Origin of the sequence: Arthrobacter sp. 2MCAF15 (genome assembly GCF_052115605.1) — a bacterium.
Lineage (GTDB): Bacteria > Actinomycetota > Actinomycetes > Actinomycetales > Micrococcaceae > Arthrobacter.
Genome location: NZ_JBFRGZ010000019.1, coordinates 61,702 through 77,704, shown reverse-complemented (window position 1 = coordinate 77,704; position 16,003 = coordinate 61,702). Strand labels below are relative to the sequence as shown.

The following is a 16,003-nucleotide window of genomic DNA, read 5'->3' as shown; positions in this document are numbered from 1 at the left end:
GACTCCCGCCATGGCAACGGGCACCGCGCTGATGCTCGCACTGATTCTCATCGCCGTCATTGCACCATTGACCTTGAAGCAGGCGGCCGAACAGCTGACCCCCGACGCCGCCCAGGGACCCAGCACCGCACACTGGCTGGGCACAGATGACTTCGGCCGGGACCTGCTGGCACGCGCCCTCGTGGCGACCCGGCTGACCCTGCTCATGACCGCCAGTGCCGCGGCTATTACGGCGGTCTCCGGCATCCTGATCGGCCTGGCCATCTGGCTCTCGGGCCGGCGTGTCCGCGAGGCCGCCCTGCGCGTCCTCGAGACCGCCGTGGCGTACCCCAGCCTGATCTTCGCGCTGGTGATCGCCGCCGTGCTGGAACCCGGTGTCTCTTCCGCCGTCGTCGCGATCGGCATCGCAGGCATTCCCGGTTTCGCCCGGATCACGGCCAATCTGGCCTCCTCGGTGTCCAGCAGCGACTATGTGGTCACAGCGCGCCTCCTCGGCGTCAGCCCGGTCCGCATCGCGGTACGGCACATGCTGCCGAACATGGCCGAGCCCCTGCTGATCCTGTCCGCCACGGTGTTCGCGCTCTCCCTGGTGGAAATCTCCGCGTTGTCCTTCATCGGGCTCGGTGTGCAGTCCCCGGACTACGACTTCGGCCGGCTCCTGAACGACAGCCTCGGGGCCCTGTACACCCAGCCGGTCGAGGCCGTCGGCCCCTCTGTCATGATCGCCCTGACCGGGCTCTCGGTCATGCTGATCGGCGACGCGCTGGCGGCCGACGCCGATCCCCGCGCCAAGCGGAGCTTCTTCCGCCGGGTGGTCCACCAGAACCGCTCGGTGGCGGTCCCGGCGTCGGACCGTGCACTCGTGCGGGTCGAGAACCTGAAGATTGGTTTCCCCGGCGGGCCCGACCTCGTGAAGGGCATCTCGTTGAGTATCGATCCCGGTGAAGTGCTGGCTTTGGTAGGCGAATCAGGTTCCGGGAAGTCCCTCACGGCCATGGCCATCGCAGGGCTGCCCACCGAAGGCTTGACGGTGGAGGTAGACCTGCTGCGCGTGGACAACATGAACATGCTGGCTGAGCCCGACCCGTCACGCTTGGCCAGAGACATCAGCATCGTTTATCAAGATCCGGGAACCACGTTCAACCCAGCCCTGCGGATGGGTTCCCAGCTCACCGAGGTGCTCCGTACCCACCTGGGCATGGGAGGCGCCCAGGCATGCCACGTCATCACTCAGGCGCTGGCCAGCGTGAACATCACTGAGCCCGCCCGCCGGCTTCGGCAGCACCCGCATGAGCTCTCCGGCGGCATGCGCCAGCGGGCCATGATCGCTGCCTCGATTGTCACTTCGCCCAAGTTGATCGTCGCCGATGAGCCCACGACGGCGCTCGACGTCACCGTCCAGGCAGAAGTCCTGCGGCAATTTCGCCGCATCCGCCGGGAGCAGGGAACCGCCATGCTGTTCATCTCCCATGACCTCGGTGTTGTGGAAGCACTCTGCGACACCATCCTGGTGATGAAGTCCGGCGAAATCGTCGAGCGGCTGACGTCCACCCAACTGGCCGCCCGAGATGTCCACCACCCCTACACCAAGGCACTGCTGGCCGCCATCCCGGTTCTGGATCGCGGCCCGGTTCCGGAAAATCCTGGAGTTCTCACGTCATGAACGCACACGCAGATGTTCTCAATGTCCCGGGAGGGCCCGGGGCCGGCTTTCAACCAAGCGGAACCGACGTTCCGCTGGCCGCGTCCGTCCGCAACCTCGACGTCRGCTTCGGCGCCGCCCACGTGCTCAAGGACGTGACGCTCGCCGTCCCCGCCCGCTCCGTGGTGGGGCTGGTCGGTGAATCAGGCTCAGGGAAATCAACCCTCGGCAAGACCCTCGTGGGCATCAACAAACCGAACAGCGGCGAAATCTTCATCGGCAACGAGGACTTCACCCGTATGCAGGGCAAGCGCCGGCAGCAGATGCGCCGCGAAGTCCAGTACATCCCTCAGGACCCTTACTCCTCGCTCAGCCCGCGCCGAACCACAGGGCAGACCCTGGCCGAAGCGCTCGATCCGCACGGCGCGGACCCCCGAGAGCATCGGGACGCCATCGCGGCCGCACTGGAACGCGTCAAACTCGACCCGTCCGCCGCCACCCGGTATCCGCACGAGTTTTCCGGCGGGCAACGCCAGCGGATCGCGATCGCCCGGGCCCTCATGCTCGAGCCCAAACTCGTCATCGCGGACGAAATCACCTCTGCCCTGGACGTTTCAGTCCAGGCCGACGTCATCCGGCTGCTCCAGGACATGCGCGGCACCGTGGATAGCGCCATGCTGTTCATCTCGCACAACCTCGCCGTCGTCCAGCAGGTCTGCGACGAAGTGGTGGTCATGTTCCAAGGCCGCATCGTGGAACAGGGCCCCATCGACACCGTCTACCGGGACCCGCAACACGACTACACCAGGAAGCTCCTCGCCTCCGTCCCCGGCTCACCCGGCTTCGCCCTCGACTGAGGGCGCCAGCGACTGATCTATGCCGCGACGGCATGCTATTCCTGCAATATTGGTCATGGACGGCAGGTAGTGCAGCTCACATACTCGAAAGAAGCCAAACCACGTTTTTGTGGATCACCCGTTCATTCGAAGGGAACACTCCGTGTCCGTCGCCAAAATTCTTGAAGATGCCCGCGCGCTCCACGGCGACATCGTTCAGTTGCGCCACGACCTGCACCGCCACCCAGAGCTGGGTCTGGAACTGCCCCGCACCCAGGAGAAGGTACTCGAAGCGCTGGCAGACCTGCCGCTAGAGATCACCCTGGGCAAGGGCCTCACCTCCGTGGGCGCCGTTCTGCGCGGCACCGCCGGAGACACGTCCGACGGCGCCGCACGGCCGGCCGTTCTTCTACGCGCAGACATGGACGCCTTGCCGCTCCAGGAGGAAACCGGCATCAATTTCACGTCGGAGGTGGCCAACCGCATGCACGCCTGCGGCCACGACCTGCACACGGCGATGCTCGTCGGTGCGGCACGTCTGCTCGCCGAGCGCCGCCACCAACTGGCCGGCGACGTCGTCTTCATGTTCCAGCCCGCCGAAGAATTGCTGGCGGGCGCTCCGATGATGATTGAGGAAGGCATCCTGGAGCTGTCCGGCCGGCGGGCCGACGCCGCTTACGGCCTGCACGTCTTCAGCGCGGGCGGCAATACAGGCCGCTTCGAAACCAAACCGGGGGTCATGATGTCCGCCGCGGACGCGCTCTTCGTCAAGGTCATAGGCCGCGGCGGTCACGGGTCGGCGCCGCACCAGGCGCAGGACCCCGTCCCGGTTATGGCGGAGATGATTCTCGGCCTCCAGCACATGGTCACGCGCCAGTTCAACGCCCACGACCCCGTGGTGGTCTCGGTCGGAATGGTCAAGGCCGGCGAGGCCATTAACGTCATTCCGGACACGGCCGAATTCGGCGCGAGCCTGCGGATGTATTCCGACGAGGCCAGAACCAAAATGCAGTCGGCCATTCCGCGCCTGCTGGAAGGCATCGCATCTGCCCACGGGCTGGAAGTCGACATCAACTATCAGGTGGGGGGACGCGTCACGGTGACGGACGAGGCCCAGACCGCTTTTGCCGCCGACCAGATCACCGAACTTTTTGGCGCCAAACGCCACCACCGGCTCGCCGCACCGCTGGGCGGGTCCGAAGACTTTGCGGACGTCCTCGCCCGCGTGCCGGGCAGCTTCATCTGCCTGGACGCCACCCCGCTTGCCGGCGGCCCGGACGCGGCGTTCAACCACTCCCCGCGCGCGGCGTTCGATGACAGCGTACTGGTTGACGGTACGGCCCTGTACACCCAGTTGGCCGTGGGCCAACTCGCCCAGCTCGCCGGCGTCTGACCTTCCCGCCACCCCAATCCTTCCCCCAATACCAAGGACTTTTGATGATGGACCCAACAACAAACGGCGCGGCGCACCTTGCCGTGCAGGAAAAGATCCCGGCCGGCCGGGCATCGCTCAAGGCGACCAAGTCCCAGCGGCAGACTCTCGTCGCCACCGGCATGGGCAACGCTCTCGAATGGTATGACTGGGGCATCTACTCCGCCTTCGCCATCTACTTCGCCACAGAGGTCTTCAACCCCAAAGACCCCCTGGCGGCGCTTTTGGGGGCAATGGCTGTCTTCGCCGTAGGCTTCGTTGCCCGCCCAGTTGGCGGCCTCCTCTTTGGCTGGATGGCGGATCATCTTGGCCGCCGCGCGTCGATGATCTCCACCGTGGGCCTCGCATCGTTCGGATCCCTGATGATCGCTCTGGTTCCTACCTACAACTCCGCAGGCGCCTGGGCCGCCGTAGTGCTTCTCACTGCCCGGCTCCTACAGGGGCTGGCCCACGGTGGTGAAATGCCCTCCGCCCAGACCTACATTGCAGAGTCCGCCCCGGCATCCCGCCGCGGTCTCTGGTCCTCGCTGATCTACGTCTCCGGCACCTCCGGCATTGTGATCGGGCTGCTGTTCGGGGTGCTTCTGAACACAGTCCTCAGTAAGCCCGACATGCAGTCGTGGGGCTGGCGTATCCCTTTCGTTGTCGGCGCGCTCCTGGGCCTGTACACCCTGATTGCCCGTTCACGGATGAAGGAAACCGAGGCGTTCACCGCCGCCAAGGCCACCGTTCGCCAGCCGATGTGGCCGGAGATCCGTAGTAACTGGCGCTCCGCCCTCCGAGTGATCGGCCTCGGCGTCGGGGGTACCGTCTGCTACTACGTCTGGTCTGTCAGCGCGGTGCAGCAGGCTGTCATCATTCACAAGATGGACCAGGGAACCGCACTTCTGGCCAGCGTTCTAAGTAACGTCGTACTGATCATTTCCCTGCCGTTCTGGGGCAAGTTCTCTGACCGTTTCGGCCGCCGACCCAGCCTTTTGATAGGCACCGGCGTGCCCATCATCCTCTTCCCGCTGCTGGTAAACACTGTGGGTCAGAGCTTCGGGTCACTCTTCCTCCCCGCAACTCTCATCCTTGTCCTGATGGGAGCCACGCTTTCCATCTCACCTGCGGTGTTCGCAGAGCTCTTCCCCACGCGGATCCGCACAGTGGGCGTCGCTGTGCCCTACGCAGTCGCCGTGGCCGTTTTCGGCGGGACGGCACCGTATCTCCAGAACTGGGCGAATGCCGCCTTCGGTCCGGGAGCATTCACCATCTATGTGGTGGTTCTGCTGGCAATCTCCACGCTGGTCGCGTGGAGTCTTCCGGAAACCCGGGCGAAGGACCTCACCGGATAGACCTGCGGCAAGGGCGTCCTTCAGCAAGGGGCTGATCAGTACACGACGTCTCGTAACGACTGTCGAACTTCAACCAGAGGGTGGACATCGTGTACACCCCCGGCTATGGACCGGGCCGTCGGTGATGATTTCGGCGCCGCCGATTCGTCCTGCGATCGAGGGACACGTCCGGCAGCGACTCCTAGGCGGCCAGGTCGGGCCACAACGTCAGTGTCCCGATCAGCCGCGCCGTCGACCGCATCAGATCGTAGCGTTTACCGGCGTCGCCCCGGATTGCGGGAGAGGCACGGAAGCCATGTCATTGGTCCCACCGTAATAGTTGTTCCATGCCCAAAAAGATCAGAACAGATGTTGAGGAGAACTTGTGCAATCAGACATCTCCAGTCGAGCAACGCTTCGCTTTGTCGAAGAATGGCAGCAACTCGAGGGGCTACTCGTCGAACTTCGGTTCGGGGGAGTCACCCAACGCCGTGGCCGTGTTGACACGGTCATGCCCGATGCCTCCGGCCTCTGGCTGGCAGCCCACGCAGCCGATCAGCGCACGTTCGTTGACCAGGCCAGCGGCTATGAGATCTGGTTGAGCGACCCCGTGGGAGATGGGCCGTGATTCTCCTGATCAGACACGTGGTCCAGCATGACAAAATATCGTCCAACAGCGGGATCTTCTTGCGATCGAAGGAGCTAGCGTGGGGCTTCGTCCTGATCCCGGAGCTGGCCTCTAGGTTCCGGCGACGCCTTTCGTCCGCTGGCAATGTGACGGCCTAGGCCGTTTTGCCAGAACCGGCTTTCGCCATATGGCGACCGTCAGCGTCTTGCCGGCTCACTCGAGTCCAGCTCCACGGGCTCTGTTTCGCACCATGCTCCTCGGTATGGTGCGAAGGTCCTCCCGCATCCAGGGCTTTGCGGTCGGCTACAGCCCGCGCGCAGAGTTCATCTCGGAGAAGGCTTCATCAATGGCCTTTGTGACCGACGCTGGAGCGAACATCAGCGCCTCGGAGATATATTCGTTCCGTTTCCACTGAGTGTGCTGCGTCAGGCGGCGGTGGTAGCCCTCATCAGCCCTTCCTACGGCCTCCACTAGGGTGCGGTGCGCGGCCTCGTCGTCCATGATGGCCGCCAGGTCAGTCCGGATCCTGTCCAGGGCAAGCGGCCGAACCTTTTCTTCAGCATCGATCACAAACTGGTGGCTGCCCGCTGATAACTCGACCTTTGCGCTGCCATCCGGAAGAGTGAGGTATCCGCTTGTGTTCGGGGGGACCGTAACGTTTACGCGGATCTTGCCATCTTCGCGGCTCCAACCGGACTTTGCGTGTCCGTAGGGCGTTTCGACCGTCGCATCGACATAGTCCAGACCTTCCAGCGGCTGAGGGTGGAAGCTGATCCGGGCCCAACCCGGTTTGGCTGGCGCCAGGCCAGCTACGCCGGCATATAGGGTGTGTGCGACGGAACCAAAGGCGTAGTGGTTGAAGCTGACCATCTCACCCGGGTTGATGGAGCCGTCCGGCAGCAGCGAATCCCAGCGCTCCCAAACACTCGTAGCTCCCATCGTGACGGGATAGAGCCACGACGGGTTCTCGGTTTGATTGAGGAGCCGGGAGGCCTGATAGTGATGCCCGTCCTTCAGGAGGGAACCTAGGAGGAACGGGGTGCCCAGGAACCCTGTCCCCACATGGTAACCATTCTCACGAACCAGCTCGGCGAGGCGGCGACCGAAGGTCTTGCGGGTAGCTGTATTGGGTGCCAATTCGAACGCGATGGCCATGGCGTACGCCGTCTGGCTATCGGACATGATCCGCCCGGCAGGGCTTACGTAGTGGCGCGCGAAGCTCGTAGCACTTCTGTCGGCAAGATCCCCATACTCATCCGCCAAGGCACGCTTGCCCAATACGGCGGCCGTCCGGGCGACCAGACGCAGGGAGCGGGCCAAATACGCGGAGGCGACCACTTCCTTGGCGGCCTTGGCTTCGGTCGGTCGGTCCGGTGGTGCAGTCGGGTCAAGATGGTCTCCGATCTGTCCTCCTGTGGACCACGCAAGGTCTTCGTCCGCGTACTTGAGTACGGTATCGACCCACAAACGCATGCTTTCAAACTGCCGCTCAAGCACCGATGTGTCCGCGAAATTCTCAAACAGAGCCCAGGGAACGATAGTCGTGGCATCTCCCCATCCAGCAATCGGCGACGGGAACGGGGGCAGGACGGCCGGGACAATGAGCGGCGTATTTCCGCATTCAGCAGCCTGCCCAATGGCGAGGTCCTCAAGCCAGGAAGACAAGTGCCCTGCGACGTCGAAGAGGTAACTCGCTGCATCGACAAAAGCCGCGATGTCGCCGGTCCAGCCCAAGCGTTCGTCGCGCTGGGTGCAGTCGGTAGGTATTGAGAAGAAATTGGCGCGCGCACTCCACACAACATTTTCGTGGAACTTGTCCAGAAGTGCACTTGAACTCTTCCACGAGCCGGTCCGCTTGAGATCGCTGCCGCATGCGACCGCTCGGATGCCCTGTTCGGGGTGCACATCTGGCCAGCCTTTGACCTCAACGAAACGGAAGCCGTGGTAGGTGAAGGAAGGTTCCCAGATTTCTTCCCCGGTGCCCGCGAGGATATAGCGATCCGTCTGTGCTGCGTTCCTGAGCGGCCTGGTCGCCAATTCACCGTTCTCAAGGACCTCGGCGTGCCGCAACGTAACTTCGGTACCTCGTTCACCTTGGACGCGAAGTTCGACACGTCCGGCGATATTCTGTCCGAAGTCCAGGATGAAGGAGCCCTTCTCCGGGCCTGGTGTGCTGGCAACAGCATCAAGGTATTGGGTCCGACGAACGGGCGGCGCTGTTTCGGGCCTGACGTAATCCTGCGGCCTTTGTGTGACAGTCGCCGGAGCCAGCTCCGGAAGCTGCGTATCGTGATTGGACCAGCCAGGGATCTCCAGACGCGCATCAAACGCTTCTCCGTTGTAAATGCCCGAAGACAATATGGGGGTCCGGGACGTTGCGAACCATGATCCATCGGTTGGAACGTCGATTTCCCGGCCATCCGTCAGACTGAGATGCAGGTTGGCGACGACGCCAAGGGGGCCCTGGTAGGCGCGGCTTCCGCGCCCAAAGTAGCCGTAGGTCTCGCCGAACCAGCCGGCTGCGACCGTCATGCCGAGACGGTGGCCGGAGCCCGCGCCGAGGTGCCGGGTCACGTCAAAGCTCTGGCTCAGCAGCCGGCTGTGGTAGGTGGTCCATCCCGGTGCGATCGCATGGTCGCCGACAGGCTGGCCGTCGATTTGCGCTTCATAGGCCCCGTGGGCCGTGAGCGTCAAGACTGCCCGCGCGATTTTCCCGTCTACGGTGAAGTCTTTGATGAACCGCACAGGTGTGTTCTCATCGGCTACGGGGCAAGTGATCAATGAAGCGTCAGCAAGACCAGGGGCCAGTTCGATGTCAATGGGGTCGGAGAACCCTGATCGTTTCCCATCGAGGCCTACGGTTGCGATGCTGAGAGTAGCGGGCGCATATGGCCGGAGGTCTTCGAAGGGCCACGGGACCCAAACCGATTCGCGGCCACGAACAACTGCTTCGTGCTCTCTTCCGCTGACGTTGAGCCTGAGAACGGCCTCCTTCTGGTTCCACCCGGGAGTATCAGTCTCGGTCCGCCAGCTCAGACGGGGTGTTGCAGTGGCTGCGAAGGTGTGCGGGCCCCGGAGGTACTCTGCGTGGACATCGGTTACGCGGTGCATTCTGAGTTGATTCCTGTTCTGTCCGTCGCTTTTGGTCAGGCCGGAGTGGCTGCCACATGGTTGGACGTTATGGGTTCCGCCGATTTCGCGTGGGTGTGTTCGCCAAGATCAAATCTCCTTGACTCGAACGACGACGCCGGCTTCAGGGACACATACGGCCGTCGGGTTCACGCCATGGGGGTACGGCATTGCCCAACTTCCTTCAGGTGGCGATGCAGCAAACGCTTTCGCCCGTCCAGCGTGATGTGTAACATAAGTTCTACAGGAACAAAAGTGCTTATGACAAGCAGCCTCGTATCGTGGAGACCGCTGTGAACACCCACCCCTCGCCCCAGGACGCTTTCGTCTATGCGCAGTTGGTTAACCTCGTCAGAACGGGCGAGGCTCTAACGCGGCCCGCGCTTGAGCAGGCCACGGGCCTTGGCAGAAAACTGGTGGCCCAGCGGGTTCAGCAGGCCATGACGGTAGGCCTGATGGAGGACGGGGATTTTGCGCCGTCCGGCGGTGGACGTGCACCACGGCTGCTCCGGTTCAGGGCTGATGCGGGGCACGTCTTCGCCGGCTTGATAGGCGCGGGCGAAATAAGGGCGGCGATTTCAACGCTGGATGGCACCGCCGTTGCCTCGCTGCATCGCAGCTGGGACGTTGCGGACGGCCCAGAAGCCACCATGTCCCAGCTGCAGGACATGTTCGAGCGGTTGGCGAAAAAGACCAAGGCGGAGCCGTGGTCCATTGGCATCGGTGTTCCGGGGCCCGTCGACTTCAGTACCGGCCAGCTGGTGGCCCCGCCCATCATGCCCGGATGGGACGGATTCAGCGTACGGTCATGGCTCCGGGAGAGGTATGACGCCCCGGTCTGGGTGGACAACGACGTCAATCTCATGGCCCTGGGTGAATGGCACCGGGGGCATCCGGTGGATCGGCGCGACCTGCTGTACATCAAGGTTTCAACCGGCATCGGCTCCGGGCTGGTTTCCGGCGGGGACGTTTACCGGGGCGACACCGGGGCTGCCGGGGACATCGGGCACGTGCAAGTGAGTGATGATCCGACCCTGATCTGCAGGTGCGGCCAAAGCGGCTGCCTCGAGGCCGTCAGCGGTGGTTGGGGCCTGGTGCGCCAGCTGACCCCGCTCGCGGGAGAGAGTCCTTATCTGGCCAAACGCCTTGCCGACCAGGGGCGTCTCACCCCCGTTGACATCGGCACCGCAGCCGCGAAAGGCGACGCGCTCGCGTCCCGTGCCGTCCTTCAGGGCGCCCGGACGATCGGGGCCACCGTGGCCAGCCTGGTCAACTTCATCAACCCTGGAGTCGTGGTGATTGGTGGTGGCATGCTCCGCAGTGGCGGCGAAGCTTTCGAAGTGCTGGCGGAAACGGTCATGCGCCGCGCGACCAAGCTGGCAACGGAAAAGATCACGCTGCGGCCTGCGTCCCTGGACTTCCAGGAGGGTGTTGTCGGAGCCAGCCTGCTGGCCATAGAGCAGTTGTTTGCCCCCGCCTCATTGGGGTTGTGGATTGAACAGGGAACCCCAGTGGGCCAGGCGGCGAGCCTCCATCGGGTGGCGGGGCAGCACTAATAAGCCCTCGAAATAATCTCTTGACACATATGTTCCTGCGGAACTAAAGTCTCATTCAAGAGTCCACCAGCTTACCCGCCGGAACGCTCCCCATTCCTTTCCTTTCCTTTCCTTTCCACCCGCACCAGGCCGCGCCCAAAGGGCCCCGCCCTGAAGAACTACGCGGAGATTCCTCAGTCCCAATGGAGCAGACATGAAGAGAAGAAATTTCCTTGCCACCGCAGCGGCGGCAACGATCCTGATCGCAGCCACCGGCTGCGGCGGCCCGTCCTCGGCTGCCGGTACCGCCAAGACGTCGCTGTCCCTGGCCACGTACCAGACCCCCAATTCCTACGTTCCTGGCGAAATGCCCAACTATGGGCCCGCGGACCAATACTTCCAGGCCGTCTATGACTCCCTGCTGAACATCAACGAGAAGGGAGAGCCGGTTCCCAACCTGGCTTCGGAATGGTCCTACGACTCCTCCCAGAAGGTCCTCAGCCTCACCCTCCGTGAAGGGATTAAGTTCACCGACGGTGCCGTGCTCGACGCGAACGCTGTCAAGGCCAACCTGGAGAAGGCCAAGACCGGCAAAGGTGAGGCCGGATCCGCCCTGAAGTCCGTTTCCGCCGTCGACGTCAAAGACGCAACTCATGTCACGCTCTCACTCGCGGAGCCAGACCCCTCCCTGCTCGGTAGCCTCTCCCGTGCCAGCGGTTACATGGCCAGCCCTCAGGCCCTCGGCAAATCAGACCTGAAAACGAACCCGGTAGGTTCGGGGCCCTACAAGTTGGACCAGAGCAAATCAACCGCCGGCGACAGCTACGTTTTCACCCGAAACCCGGACTACTGGAACAAAGCCGCCTACCCCTACGACGAACTCAAGATCAGGCTGCTGGAGAACGCCACCGCGGCCTTGAACGGGATGCGCACGGGACAGCTGCAAGGCGCCCTGGCCAGCTCCAACGACTTTGTCAAGGGTGCCAAGGACGCCGGCATGAACGTCACGACCTATACGAACGGAGCCTTGACGGGCATCTACCTGTGGGACCGTGAAGGAAAACTCGCCCCTGCTCTGGCCGACGTCAGGGTCCGCCAGGCCATCAACTACGCGATCGACCGTGACAGCCTCATCAAGACGTTGGGGGACAACCGCGGGAAGAAGACGGTCCAGATCTTCGCGCCCGCCACGGCGGCCTACGACGCCTCCCTTGAGAACGCCTACCCGTATGACGTCGAGAAGGCGAAGAAACTGATGGCCGAGGCAGGTTACAGTTCAGGTTTCGCCCTGAAGCTTCCGGACTTTTCTCCGGTTTTCCCCGCAGCCCAGGCAGCCATGACCGAGTCAATGGCAGCAATCGGAATCACTATCACTTACGAGCCGATTACCGCCGATCAGGTAGTGGGAAGCATCTTCGCGGCGAAATGGCCTATGAATTTCTTCACCGTCACTTCCAGCGGTGCATGGAACGCGTCCCAGCAGACGCTGTTGCCGGACGCCCTCTTCAACCCGTTCAAAGTCAGCGATCCCAAGGTCGTTGAGTTGCTGAACAAGGCGGAGAAGTCCGATGACGCCGGCCGTGATGCGGCGCTGCGCGAGCTGAACAAGCACGTCGTGGACCAAGCCTGGTTTGCCCCCTGGTACTTCGAGGAGGGCGCTTACGTGACCACCAAGGACGTTGCCGTCACACCCCAGGCCAACGTCAGCGTCCCGGCGCTGTACAACTTCAAACCCGCCAAGTAGTTCCCGCGCCGAGCCGGCCTGGCCACATCCCCCTATCAGACTGAGAGCAAGCAATGATTGCATTCCTGCTTCGCCGGCTCGGCGCCGGCATCATCCTGGTCTTCGCAGTATCCACGCTCACCTTCTTCCTGACGGCGCTGGCGGGCTCGGACCCCGCCCGGCGAATCCTGGGCAATAACGCCAGTGCCGATCAGGTGGCTGCCAAGAACGCGGAGCTGGGGCTGGATCAACCCACCATGGTCCGATACGTCGACTGGCTCACCTCGGCCCTCCACGGAGACCTGGGCACGTCGTGGGCCAACAACCAACCCGTGACCACCCTGCTGACCCAGGCACTTCCGGTTTCTCTGTCCATCGTGACCGCCGCCGTCGTGCTCACCGCTTTGGTGAGCATCGCCTTGGGTGTGGTGGCTGCTATCCGCGGCGGCTGGCTGGACAAGGTCCTTCAGGCCATCTCCGTTATCGCCTTTGCCGTCCCCAACTTTCTGGTGGGGATCGTCCTCGCCGTCGTGTTCGCTGTGCAGCTGCAGATGTTCCCGGCGCTTGGCTACGTAAATTTTGCCGATGATCCAGGCGGTTGGCTGGCATCCATCACGCTGCCCTCAGTGGCGCTGGCCATCGGGGCAATCGGCACCGTTGCCACCCAGACGCGCGGCTCAATGATCGATGTCCTGCAGAAGGACTTCATCCGAACGCTCCGAAGCAGGGGAATCCCCGCCAGGAGTGTCCTGCTCAAGCATGCGCTGCGAAATGCGGCTCCGGCGTCCCTCACCGTCTTGTCCCTACAGTTCATCGCATTGCTCGGAGGCGCAGTGATCATCGAAAAGGTCTTCGCGCTCACCGGCATCGGCGGCCGCGCCGCCGGAGCCGCCGGGCAGGGCGATGTGCCGGTGGTCTTGGGGGTCGTCGTCGTCATGGTGGTCCTGGTAGTGATCGTGAACCTGATGGTTGACATCGCCCTGGGCTTCCTCAACCCGAAAGTGCGTGCATCATGACCGTGACCAATCCGCAGGCCGGCGGCGCGGCCGGAATATCCTCGGCGGTGCTCGAACCGCCAAGGCCCGGTGTTATTCGCCGGCTGCTCCGCGACAAGACCGCTCTCCTTTGCCTCGCCTACCTTGGGCTGGCCATCGCCGCCAGCATTGCCGCTCCGCTGTTCACGTCCGCCAGCCCCACTGCCTCGCAGATCGCCAACGCCCTGGCACCGGCCGGCGGCGAGCACCCGCTGGGCACCGACGGGGTGGGCCGGGACGTCCTCGCCCAGTTGCTCTATGGGGGGCGCACAAGCCTTACGGGATCCCTGATCGTGGCGGGAATGGCCGTCCTGCTCGGGCTTCCGGCCGGTGTAATCGCCGGCTACTACAAAGGCGCGTTCGACGCCGTGGCCAGCTGGATCAGCAGCCTGCTCATGGCAGCGCCCGCGATTGTGGTCCTCCTTGTTGTCCTTGCCCAGTTTGGACGGAGCACCGAACTTGCCATGACGGTTTTCGGGGTCATCATAGCCCCGGCGGTCTTCCGGCTGGTCCGCTCCTCCGTCGTCGCGGTCCGCGAAGAGCTATATGTTGACGCGGCGCGAGTCTCGGGCCTGGGGGACGGGCGCATCATGGTCCGGCACGTTCTGCCGGTAGTGGTGGCGCCCACCATCATCCAGACGGCGCAGTTGGCCGGGATCGCCGTCGCCATCCAGGCAGGCCTGGACTTCCTGGGGCTCGGATCAGCGAACCAGGCGAGCTGGGGTGGTATGCTCAGCGACGCATTCCAGAACGTGTACACCAGTCCGCAGCTGCTCCTTTGGCCGGGTCTGGCCATCATTTTGACGGTGACGGCCTTCAGCCTCCTCGGGACTTCCCTGCGTGACGTCCTGGAGGGTGGGACCTCCCGGCCTCCGCGCAGCCGGCCGAACCCGGCACCGCAAACCTTCGGCGGCGCCACCGTGATTGAGGCTGCCGAGGGCGGCGCGACCGGCCGCCCTGCTACGGATGCGCTGCTGGAGGTGGTGGGTCTCAAGGTTGGCTATCCCAAAGCCGACGGCTCCGAGGGGACTGTGGTCCACGGGATTGATATTTCACTCCGTCGCGGCGAGATCCTGGCACTGGTGGGGGAATCAGGTTCCGGAAAATCTCAGACGGCTTTTTCCGTACTGGGCCTGCTTCCGGCAAATGCCCGCACTTCGGCGTCCCGGATGATCTTCGACGGCGTTGACCTGCGGGAGTGCAGCGCCGCGGCGATGAACCAGTTGCGCGGCAAGAGGATCGGCTATATACCCCAGGAACCGATGTCCAACCTGGACCCTGCCTTCCGGATCGGCAGCCAACTCACCGAACCCATGCGGCACCACCTGGGAATGTCGCGTGCAGAGGCAAAATCCGAAGCGATCCGGCTCCTTGAACGTGTAGGGATAACTCAGCCAGGCCGCGTTTTTGATGCCTATCCGCACCAAATTTCCGGTGGTATGGCCCAGCGCGTACTGATCGCCGGAGCCGTTTCCTGCAACCCTGACCTGCTGATCGCCGATGAGCCCACCACTGCCCTCGACGTCACCGTCCAGGCGGAGGTGCTCGACCTGATCCGTGAACTCCAGTCGGAGCGGAACATGGGCGTGATCCTGGTGACCCACAATTTCGGCGTGGTGGCCGATCTCGCCGACCGCGTCGCCGTCATGCAACGCGGACGGATCGTCGAAACGGCCACGGCCGAGGCATTGTTCGCCAGCCCCCGCCACGAATACACCCGCGAGTTGCTGGCGGCTTCCCTGGAAGACACCACTCCCGCTTCGGCGGGGCCAGTGGGCTACAGCATGCTCGACGCCGGGCGTCCGGCCCCCCGGAAGGAAGCGCAGCTATGAGTACCGACACGGCAATCAGCGCCCCCGATATCCTGCTCGACGTCCAGGACCTGGTGGTCGAATATCCCTCGCGGAGTTGGCGGGCAAAGCCCTTTAGGGCCTTGAACGGTGTTTCGCTGTCCGTGCAGCGCGGCGAAACAGTGGGCCTGGTCGGAGAATCAGGGTCGGGGAAATCCACCCTGGGCCGCGCCGTCCTGGGCCTGGCTCCCATCAGCAGCGGCAAGATCACCTTCGATGGAAGCGTCATATCCGGCCTCGACAGAAACAGACGGCGCCGCCTGAGCAAGGACATCCAGGTGGTTTTCCAGGACCCCTACACGTCCCTGAACCCTGCCATGGCGGTGGGTGACATCCTGACCGAACCACTGCTGGTCGCAGGCACGTCCCGTGCCGAGGCTGAACGCAAGGTCCGTGAACTGCTGGACCGCGTGCACATGCCGGCGGATTCAGGACGCCGGCTGGCCCGTGAATTCTCAGGCGGGCAGCGGCAACGCATTGCCATTGCCCGGGCCCTTTCCCGTGAACCAAAGCTGATCGTCTGCGACGAGCCGGTCAGCGCGCTGGATTTGTCCACCCAGTCCCGGGTGCTGCAGCTCTTTACGGAAATACAGGAGCAGACGGGTGTGGCATACCTCTTCATCACCCACGACCTGTCCGTGGTCCGCCACATCAGCCAGCGCGTTGCCGTCATGAAATGCGGCGGCATCGTCGAGCACGGACCGTCCGCGGAAGTCACCTCGACCCCTGTGCATCCCTACACCCAGCAACTGCTTCTCGCGGCCCCCGTCGCCAATCCCGCCCGGCAGGCCGAACGCAGGGCCGCGCGGAAACTCCTCGCCCAAACAATGCAGGCCACTTAGCCGGACACGGCGTTTAATACCTCCCGCTGCCGGCCA

The 16,003-nt window shown here is 63.6% G+C and carries 11 protein-coding genes and 1 pseudogene; 10 read left to right on the top strand and 2 right to left on the bottom strand.

The features are described from left to right. The first annotated feature begins 10 nt into the window (after positions 1–10). The 5 genes from AB4089_RS18685 to AB4089_RS18665 all read left to right on the top strand — a co-directional run bounded on the left by AB4089_RS18685 (position 11) and on the right by AB4089_RS18665 (position 5,854). Positions 11–1,663 carry a dipeptide/oligopeptide/nickel ABC transporter permease/ATP-binding protein gene (locus tag AB4089_RS18685; protein ID WP_441410767.1) on the top strand — a complete coding sequence of 551 codons (1,653 nt, stop codon included), beginning with the start codon at positions 11–13 and terminating at the stop codon, positions 1,661–1,663. Beyond that, positions 1,660–2,499 carry an ABC transporter ATP-binding protein gene (locus AB4089_RS18680; RefSeq protein ID WP_441410766.1) on the top strand — a complete coding sequence of 280 codons (840 nt, stop codon included), beginning with the start codon at positions 1,660–1,662 and terminating at the stop codon, positions 2,497–2,499. Before AB4089_RS18685 ends, AB4089_RS18680 begins: the two co-directional genes overlap by 4 nt. A gap of 142 nt (positions 2,500–2,641) precedes the next feature. Further along, the gene (locus tag AB4089_RS18675; protein ID WP_441410765.1) at positions 2,642–3,871 is read left to right on the top strand and encodes a M20 metallopeptidase family protein; all 1,230 of its coding nucleotides are present in this window, start codon (positions 2,642–2,644) and stop codon (positions 3,869–3,871) included. Positions 3,872–3,915: 44 nt separating this feature from the next. Further along, the gene (locus AB4089_RS18670; RefSeq protein WP_441410764.1) at positions 3,916–5,247 is read left to right on the top strand and encodes an MFS transporter; all 1,332 of its coding nucleotides are present in this window, start codon (positions 3,916–3,918) and stop codon (positions 5,245–5,247) included. A gap of 364 nt (positions 5,248–5,611) precedes the next feature. Next, positions 5,612–5,854 carry a hypothetical protein gene (locus tag AB4089_RS18665; RefSeq protein WP_441410763.1) on the top strand — a complete coding sequence of 81 codons (243 nt, stop codon included), beginning with the start codon at positions 5,612–5,614 and terminating at the stop codon, positions 5,852–5,854. Positions 5,855–6,157: 303 nt separating this feature from the next. Here AB4089_RS18665 and AB4089_RS18660 read toward each other — a convergent pair whose 3' ends face one another. Both AB4089_RS18660 and AB4089_RS18655 read right to left on the bottom strand, forming a co-directional pair. Then, complete coding sequence (locus tag AB4089_RS18660) at positions 6,158–8,599, bottom strand: family 78 glycoside hydrolase catalytic domain (RefSeq protein ID WP_441410849.1); 2,442 nt, start codon at positions 8,597–8,599, stop codon at positions 6,158–6,160. A gap of 72 nt (positions 8,600–8,671) precedes the next feature. Beyond that, a pseudogene (locus AB4089_RS18655) lies at positions 8,672–8,965 on the bottom strand (hypothetical protein); the annotation flags it as partial. Positions 8,966–9,264: 299 nt separating this feature from the next. Between AB4089_RS18655 and AB4089_RS18650 the strand changes: the two are divergent. From AB4089_RS18650 to AB4089_RS18630, 5 genes are all read left to right on the top strand, one after another. Beyond that, complete coding sequence (locus tag AB4089_RS18650) at positions 9,265–10,539, top strand: ROK family protein (RefSeq protein WP_441410762.1); 1,275 nt, start codon at positions 9,265–9,267, stop codon at positions 10,537–10,539. Between the two features lie 193 nt (positions 10,540–10,732). Further along, positions 10,733–12,262 (top strand): ABC transporter substrate-binding protein, encoded by a 1,530-nt coding sequence (locus AB4089_RS18645; RefSeq protein WP_441410761.1) that lies wholly within the window; start codon positions 10,733–10,735, stop codon positions 12,260–12,262. A gap of 53 nt (positions 12,263–12,315) precedes the next feature. Next, positions 12,316–13,257, top strand: a complete 942-nt coding sequence (locus tag AB4089_RS18640) for an ABC transporter permease (protein ID WP_441410760.1) — start codon at positions 12,316–12,318, stop codon at positions 13,255–13,257. Next, on the top strand, positions 13,254–15,107 hold the full coding sequence (locus AB4089_RS18635) for a dipeptide/oligopeptide/nickel ABC transporter permease/ATP-binding protein (RefSeq protein WP_441410759.1): 1,854 nt from the start codon (positions 13,254–13,256) through the stop codon (positions 15,105–15,107). Before AB4089_RS18640 ends, AB4089_RS18635 begins: the two co-directional genes overlap by 4 nt. Next, complete coding sequence (locus tag AB4089_RS18630; protein ID WP_441410758.1) at positions 15,104–15,967, top strand: ATP-binding cassette domain-containing protein; 864 nt, start codon at positions 15,104–15,106, stop codon at positions 15,965–15,967. The genes AB4089_RS18635 and AB4089_RS18630 overlap by 4 nt, the downstream gene beginning before the upstream one ends. The last annotated feature ends 36 nt before the right edge of the window (positions 15,968–16,003 follow it).

What these genes read in the sequence shown, in the direction of transcription:
- AB4089_RS18685 (WP_441410767.1), top strand. Translation starts at nt 11, where the DNA reads ATGGCAACGGGCACCGCGCTGATGCTCGCACTGATTCTCATCGCCGTC.
- AB4089_RS18670 (WP_441410764.1), top strand. Translation starts at nt 3,916, where the DNA reads ATGATGGACCCAACAACAAACGGCGCGGCGCACCTTGCCGTGCAGGAA.
- AB4089_RS18645 (WP_441410761.1), top strand. Translation starts at nt 10,733, where the DNA reads ATGAAGAGAAGAAATTTCCTTGCCACCGCAGCGGCGGCAACGATCCTG.
- AB4089_RS18640 (WP_441410760.1), top strand. Translation starts at nt 12,316, where the DNA reads ATGATTGCATTCCTGCTTCGCCGGCTCGGCGCCGGCATCATCCTGGTC.
- AB4089_RS18635 (WP_441410759.1), top strand. Translation starts at nt 13,254, where the DNA reads ATGACCGTGACCAATCCGCAGGCCGGCGGCGCGGCCGGAATATCCTCG.
- AB4089_RS18630 (WP_441410758.1), top strand. Translation starts at nt 15,104, where the DNA reads ATGAGTACCGACACGGCAATCAGCGCCCCCGATATCCTGCTCGACGTC.